Genomic DNA, 6,172 nt, shown 5'->3' on the forward strand with positions numbered 1-6,172 from the left:
TCGCTATTACCTGTGTGATTCGTTACGAGAATTGCTGCGCTTCAATTTCAACTTTCTTATCCACTTCTTCACGCGAGACCATGCCCTGCGCCATCAATTGACGAGCATTTTGTTCCATGGTCTGCATGCCGTGCGCCGCTCCGGTCTGAATGATCGAGTACATCTGCGCGACTTTGTCTTCACGAATAAGGTTTCGGATCGCCGGTGTTGCCATCATGATTTCATGACACGCAATACGACCACCGCCGTTACGTTTCAAAAGCTTTTGCGCGATAACCGAACGCAGCGATTCCGACAACATCGAGCGCACCATGTCTTTGTCGCTCCCCGGGAAAACATCGATAATACGGTCGATGGTTTTCGCCGCAGAGCTAGTGTGTAGTGTACCGAAAACAAGGTGACCGGTTTCAGCCGCTGTCAGCGCTAGACTGATGGTTTCTTTGTCACGCATCTCACCGACTAGAATCACATCCGGGTCTTCACGCAATGCGCTACGCAGCGCGTTTTGGAAGCTGTGTGTATCACGGTGTACTTCACGTTGGTTGATCAGACACTTATTGTTGTTGTGAACAAATTCAATTGGATCTTCAATTGTTAGGATGTGCTTATTGTGATTACGGTTAATGTAGTCAACAATGGCTGCCAAGGTCGTCGATTTACCAGAACCCGTTGGGCCAGTAACCAGTACCAGACCTTTCTCGGCGTTAGCGATTTTTCTGAAGATCTCAGGAGCTTCTAGCTCTTCCAGTGTTGGAATGCTGCTAGGGATGGTACGGAACACAGCCGCACAACCGCGAGATTGGTTGAAAGCGTTGACACGAAAACGGCCAACGTTATGCAATTCAAATGAGAAATCGACTTCGAGTTTTTCTTCGAACTCACTGCGCTGCGCATCGTTCATGATTTCAAAAACCAAACGGTGCACTTCTTGGTGTGTAAACGCTGGAATGCCCAGCTTTCTCACATCACCATCAATACGAACCATTGGTGGTACACCTGCAGAAAGATGTAGATCCGAAGCATTATGTTTTACACTAAAATCCAGTAACTCAGTGATATCCATTTAAAATCCTTAAGTCTAAAGTACAGCTATGAGTAGTATTCAACAAAACATTGAACATATCACCTCTCAAATTCGACACGACGAACAAAAATGCGGTCGTTCTCCAGAGTCCGTGCAACTTCTAGCAGTAAGCAAAACTAAACCTGTAGAGGCAATTCTCGAAGCTTACCAAGGTGGCCAGCTGGCATTTGGTGAGAACTACGTCCAAGAGGGCGTCAGTAAAGTTCAGCACTTTGCCGAGCATTATCCAGATAATCGAATCGAATGGCACTTCATTGGTCCAATTCAATCCAATAAATCACGTCCTGTTGCTGAACATTTCGATTGGGTTCACACCGTTGATCGCGCTAAGATCGCTCAGCGCCTCAATGACCAACGTCCTAGCGAACTAAAACCGCTGCAAGTTCTGATTCAAGTAAACACCAGTGGTGAAGAATCAAAATCAGGCGTCAGCGATGCAGAAATATTCGAGCTGGCTGAGTTGATTTCTCGCCTTCCAAACCTCACGTTAAGAGGGTTGATGTCGATTCCTGCCAACGTGCCAGATTACGAATCACAACTTCGTGCATTTAAGCAACTGGAAGCGCTAAAGCAAAAGCTAGCTCAGCAATACCCTGATGTCGATACGCTATCGATGGGAATGAGCGGCGACATGGATGCAGCAATCGAAGCAGGTAGCACCATGGTGCGCATCGGCACAGCGATTTTTGGCGTGCGCGACTACAGCAAAAAGCAATAAAGCGAATCGTTGTTAGACACTGTGAATTTGAGTCTGACTGCCGTCTCTTTCGGTAGCCAGAATAAAGTGACGCAATTATACACCTGAGCGCACAACAAATTGTAAGAATTTATATTTGGAAATCAGACATATGGAACATAAAAAGATTGCCTTTATCGGCGCGGGAAACATGGTGCGAGCGATTGTTTCTGGCCTTGTAGCAAATGGCTACCCTGCACAGAGCATCATTGCGACTGCCCCATCTGAGACGCGTCGCCAACCTCTTGAGCAAGACTTTGGTATCCGTACCACCAGCGATAACATCGCAGCCGCGACAGAAGCGGATGTTGTGGTATTGTCTGTGAAGCCACAAATGATGGAAGAAGTGTGTAAACCACTGCAATCTATCGACTTCAGCAATAAACTGGTTATCTCTATTGCGGCTGGCATCAACTGTTCACGTTTGGATGACATGCTAGCGACTAAGCTCAACTTGGTTCGCGTGATGCCAAACACACCATCGCAACTTGGTTTGGGCATGAGTGGACTTTACGCGCCTGAACATGTGCAAGAACAAGATAAAGCTTTCGCGGCAGAGCTAATGCAAGCCTGCGGTAAGGTATGTTGGGTTGAGCAAGAATCTGGCATCAATAACGTAATTGCAGCGGCAGGCAGCGCACCGGCTTATTTCTTCCTGTTTATGGAAGCGATGCAGGCAGAAGCGATTGCTCAAGGCTTCGATAAAGACACGGCTCGCACGTTGGTTCAGCAAGCAGCACTTGGCGCAGCAAGCATGGTAGTGGAAAATCCAGAAACTGAGCTTTCAACGCTACGCGAGAACGTGACATCAAAAGGTGGCACAACGGCAGAAGCGCTACGTACGTTCAACGAGCACCAACTGTCTGATATTGTGGCAAAAGCAATGCAAGCTGCGGTTGCTCGTGCTGAAGAAATGGAAAAACTGTTTTAATGACTTGAGTGGCACCCACTCTGTGTCACTCACTTACTTGTTAAGGGTACCTTATGAATTCAATGAGTTTTCTCATCTCAACCCTATTTGACCTGTACATCATGGTCGTGATTTTGCGTATTTGGTTGCAAGCTGCTCGTGCAGATTTCTACAACCCATTCTCGCAGTTCATCGTCAAAGCAACCCAACCGGTTGTAGGGCCGCTGCGCCGCGTGATCCCATCTATCGGCAGCATCGACCTAGCAACGGTACTGTTCGCTTATGTACTGTGTGTGCTTAAGTTTGTTGCGCTGATCCTGATCGCTTCTAGCGGTTCGGTTTCATTCAGCATGGACTTCCTATTCCTAGGCTTATTGTCTCTGATTAAGGCTGCTGGCGGCTTGTTGTTCTGGGTACTACTGATCCGCGCAATCCTAAGCTGGGTTAGCCAAGGTCGCAGCCCTATCGAGTACGTATTCCATCAACTAACTGAACCAATGCTAGCGCCAATCCGTCGCATCATCCCTGCAATGGGCGGCTTCGACTTGAGCGTACTTGTGCTGTTCATTGGTCTGCAATTTGCTAACTTCCTGATGGGCGACATGATTGGTCCTATCTGGTACCAACTATAATGTCAGAAGCAGTTTGGCATGACGGCGAGGATGTGGTGCTTCGACTCTACATCCAACCAAAAGCAAGCCGCGACAAGATCGTTGGCTTGCATGGTGAAGAGCTCAAAATTGCCATCACCGCACCACCTGTCGATGGTAAAGCGAATGCACACCTAACCAAGTTTTTAGCCAAACAATTTAAAGTTGCTAAAGGTTTGGTTCACATAGAAAAAGGTGAACTGGGACGTCATAAACAAATTCGGATAGAATCCCCAGTACAAATACCAACAGAGATTAAAGCCATCATTTGATGGCTTTTTATTTACGAAATTCGTACCAATAATAAAACGCCCGATTCGAGGAAGTGATAATGAGCAAATGGATTACCGCCCTACTGATCAGCCTGTTGTCTTTACCAAGCATGGCAGGTCAGTTCAAAACCATGAAAGACATCGAGGTCCACTACATCGCGTTTAACTCGACCTTTTTAACTCCCAAGATCGCCCGTAGCTACGACATCAAGCGTAATGGCTACAATGCCGTACTGAACATCAGTGTGCTCGACAGCGCCTCTCTGGGTAAACCTGCCGTTGAAGCTAAAATCAGTGGTCAGGCGAAGAACCTTATCGGTCAAACGCAAAAGCTCACCTTCCGTGAAGTGAAAGAAGGTGATGCGATTTACTACCTAGCTGAGCTCGGTATTACTAACGAAGAAACTTTTACCTTCGATATTGACGTTAAAGCTGGAAACAAAGGCTCAGGTAAGCTTAAATTCACCCAGAAATTTTATGTCGAAGAGTAATTGGGTTGTGATGATCTAAAAGCTTTTAGAACATCATAACCCCAGAACCAATTTAATCAGGGAGAACACTGCGTTCTCCCTTTATCGCTACAGAAAGAGACGACCATGAAAAAGATAGTGCTAGCAACAGGCAACCAAGGCAAAGTTCGTGAGATGGCAGATCTGCTGTCTGACTTCGGTTTTGAAGTATTGGCGCAAAGTGAATTCAACGTATCTGAAGTAGCAGAGACTGGCACCACTTTCATCGAAAACGCGATCATCAAAGCTCGCCATGCAGCACAAGAAACAGGTCTTCCTGCGATTGCGGACGACTCTGGCTTAGAAGTCGATTTCTTGAAAGGCGCTCCGGGCATTTACTCTGCGCGTTATGCAGGTGAAAAAGCCTCTGACCAAGAGAACCTAGAGAAGCTGCTTAAAGCAATGGAAGGCGTACCAGAAGCAGAGCGCACCGCTCGTTTCCACTGCGTATTGGTTTTGATGCGTCACGAGAGCGATCCAACCCCTATCGTTTGTCACGGTAAATGGGAAGGTAGCATTCTAACTGAAGCACACGGTGAAAATGGCTTTGGCTACGACCCAATCTTCTTCGTACCTGAAGACAACTGCGCGTCTGCCGAACTTGAGCCAGCACGTAAGAAGCAACTGTCTCACCGTGGTAAAGCGCTCAAGTCGTTGTTTGCTCAACTTTCTGAGCAAGTGTCTCAGTAATCACGAGCGAATTAGACCATGTTAACGCCCCCAGCACTGAGCTTGTATGTACACATCCCGTGGTGTGTACAAAAGTGCCCATATTGCGACTTTAACTCTCACGCACTTAAAGCCGAGATCCCAGAAGAAGAGTACATCAATGCCCTTCTTGAAGACTTGGATACCGACATTGATAAATACCGTCTTAACGAAGCGCCACGTCCACTGCATTCAATCTTCATTGGTGGTGGTACGCCGAGTTTGATTTCGGCAGAAGGTATCGAGCGTCTACTTAAGGGTATTGAAGCGCGTATTCCATTCAAGCCTGAAATCGAAATCACCATGGAAGCCAACCCAGGCACCATTGAAGCTGAGCGTTTTGTTGGCTACCGCAAGGCTGGTGTAACGCGCATCTCTATCGGCGTGCAAAGCTTTGAACAGCAAAAACTTGAGCGTTTGGGGCGCATTCACGGCCAAGATGAAGCCGTCAATGCTGCTAAGCTGGCGCACCAAATCGGTTTGAACAGCTTTAACCTCGACCTCATGCACGGTTTACCTGATCAAAGCATCGAACAAGCCTTAGCTGATTTGGACAAAGCGATTGAGTTGGCGCCACCACACCTCTCTTGGTATCAGTTGACCATCGAGCCCAACACCATGTTCTACTACAAGCCACCGACTCTGCCTGATGACGATGACTTGTGGGATATCTTCGAACAAGGACATGAGAAACTCGCTGCGGCAGGTTACGTTCAATACGAGATTTCTGGTTACAGCAAGCCAGGCTATCAGTGCCAGCACAACCTGAACTACTGGCGCTTTGGTGATTACCTTGGCATTGGCTGTGGCTCACACGGTAAGCTGAGCTTTTCTGATGGCCGCATTATTCGTACCACTAAGGTCAAGCACCCGCGTGGCTATCTGATGGCATACCAAAACATGGTGAAGCCATATCTGGATAGTGAACAGCTTGTGGCTGATGAAGATCGTCCGTTTGAGTTCTTTATGAACCGTTTCCGCTTAATGGAAGCCTGCCCGAAACAAGACTACATCGATACAACAGGCCTACCGTTGAGCTCGATTCAACAGACTATCGATTGGGCGCTTGAGATGGGTTACCTGAGTGAAACAGAGACTCACTGGCAAATTACCGAGAAAGGTAAGCTGTTCCTCAATGACTTGCTTGAAGCCTTTATGGCAGAAGAAGACGAATAAATTCGAGATTCGAGATTCGAGATTCGAGATTCGAGATTCGAGATTCGAGATTCGAGATTCGAGATTCGAGATTCGAGATTCGAGATTCGAGATTCGAGATTCGAGATTCGAGATTCGAGATTCGAGA

Annotated in this window: 8 protein-coding genes; 7 read left to right on the plus strand and 1 reads right to left on the minus strand. The window is 47.3% G+C overall.

Annotated features, from left to right (window positions below; genetic code table 11):
• Positions 1 to 22: 22 nt before the first annotated feature.
• Positions 23 to 1,063, minus strand: coding sequence for a type IV pilus twitching motility protein PilT (locus ATB78_RS25040; protein ID WP_005436511.1), 1,041 nt, complete (start codon positions 1,061 to 1,063; stop codon positions 23 to 25).
• A 28-nt stretch (positions 1,064 to 1,091) separates the two neighbouring features.
• Here ATB78_RS25040 and ATB78_RS25045 point away from each other — a divergent pair, with 28 nt between their 5' ends.
• From ATB78_RS25045 to hemW, 7 genes are all read left to right on the plus strand, one after another.
• Positions 1,092 to 1,802 carry a YggS family pyridoxal phosphate-dependent enzyme gene (locus ATB78_RS25045; protein ID WP_061010909.1) on the plus strand — a complete coding sequence of 237 codons (711 nt, stop codon included), beginning with the start codon at positions 1,092 to 1,094 and terminating at the stop codon, positions 1,800 to 1,802.
• 130 nt (positions 1,803 to 1,932) lie between these two features.
• Positions 1,933 to 2,751, plus strand: a complete 819-nt coding sequence (gene proC, locus ATB78_RS25050) for a pyrroline-5-carboxylate reductase (RefSeq protein WP_038897097.1) — start codon at positions 1,933 to 1,935, stop codon at positions 2,749 to 2,751.
• 53 nt (positions 2,752 to 2,804) lie between these two features.
• Positions 2,805 to 3,362, plus strand: a complete 558-nt coding sequence (locus ATB78_RS25055; RefSeq protein WP_005425806.1) for a YggT family protein — start codon at positions 2,805 to 2,807, stop codon at positions 3,360 to 3,362.
• Complete coding sequence (yggU, locus tag ATB78_RS25060; RefSeq protein WP_005425805.1) at positions 3,362 to 3,652, plus strand: DUF167 family protein YggU; 291 nt, start codon at positions 3,362 to 3,364, stop codon at positions 3,650 to 3,652. The genes ATB78_RS25055 and yggU overlap by 1 nt, the downstream gene beginning before the upstream one ends.
• Before the next feature lie 59 nt (positions 3,653 to 3,711).
• Positions 3,712 to 4,143: a DUF4426 domain-containing protein gene (locus ATB78_RS25065; protein WP_005425804.1), complete on the plus strand. Its 432-nt coding sequence runs from the start codon at positions 3,712 to 3,714 to the stop codon at positions 4,141 to 4,143.
• A 105-nt stretch (positions 4,144 to 4,248) separates the two neighbouring features.
• A complete protein-coding gene (locus ATB78_RS25070; protein ID WP_061010910.1) occupies positions 4,249 to 4,851 on the plus strand; it encodes an XTP/dITP diphosphatase in 603 nt (200 codons plus the stop codon).
• 18 nt (positions 4,852 to 4,869) lie between these two features.
• Positions 4,870 to 6,045, plus strand: coding sequence for a radical SAM family heme chaperone HemW (gene hemW, locus ATB78_RS25075; RefSeq protein ID WP_061010911.1), 1,176 nt, complete (start codon positions 4,870 to 4,872; stop codon positions 6,043 to 6,045).
• Positions 6,046 to 6,172 lie beyond the last annotated feature (127 nt).

Origin of the sequence: Vibrio sp. CUB2, assembly GCF_001557945.1 — a bacterium.
Lineage (GTDB): Bacteria > Pseudomonadota > Gammaproteobacteria > Enterobacterales > Vibrionaceae > Vibrio > Vibrio owensii.

Coding starts and splice junctions, on each gene's coding strand:
- ATB78_RS25040 (WP_005436511.1), bottom strand. CDS start 1,063: ATGGATATCACTGAGTTACTGGATTTTAGTGTAAAACATAATGCTTCG.
- ATB78_RS25045 (WP_061010909.1), top strand. CDS start 1,092: ATGAGTAGTATTCAACAAAACATTGAACATATCACCTCTCAAATTCGA.
- proC (WP_038897097.1), top strand. CDS start 1,933: ATGGAACATAAAAAGATTGCCTTTATCGGCGCGGGAAACATGGTGCGA.
- ATB78_RS25055 (WP_005425806.1), top strand. CDS start 2,805: ATGAATTCAATGAGTTTTCTCATCTCAACCCTATTTGACCTGTACATC.
- yggU (WP_005425805.1), top strand. CDS start 3,362: ATGTCAGAAGCAGTTTGGCATGACGGCGAGGATGTGGTGCTTCGACTC.
- ATB78_RS25065 (WP_005425804.1), top strand. CDS start 3,712: ATGAGCAAATGGATTACCGCCCTACTGATCAGCCTGTTGTCTTTACCA.
- ATB78_RS25070 (WP_061010910.1), top strand. CDS start 4,249: ATGAAAAAGATAGTGCTAGCAACAGGCAACCAAGGCAAAGTTCGTGAG.
- hemW (WP_061010911.1), top strand. CDS start 4,870: ATGTTAACGCCCCCAGCACTGAGCTTGTATGTACACATCCCGTGGTGT.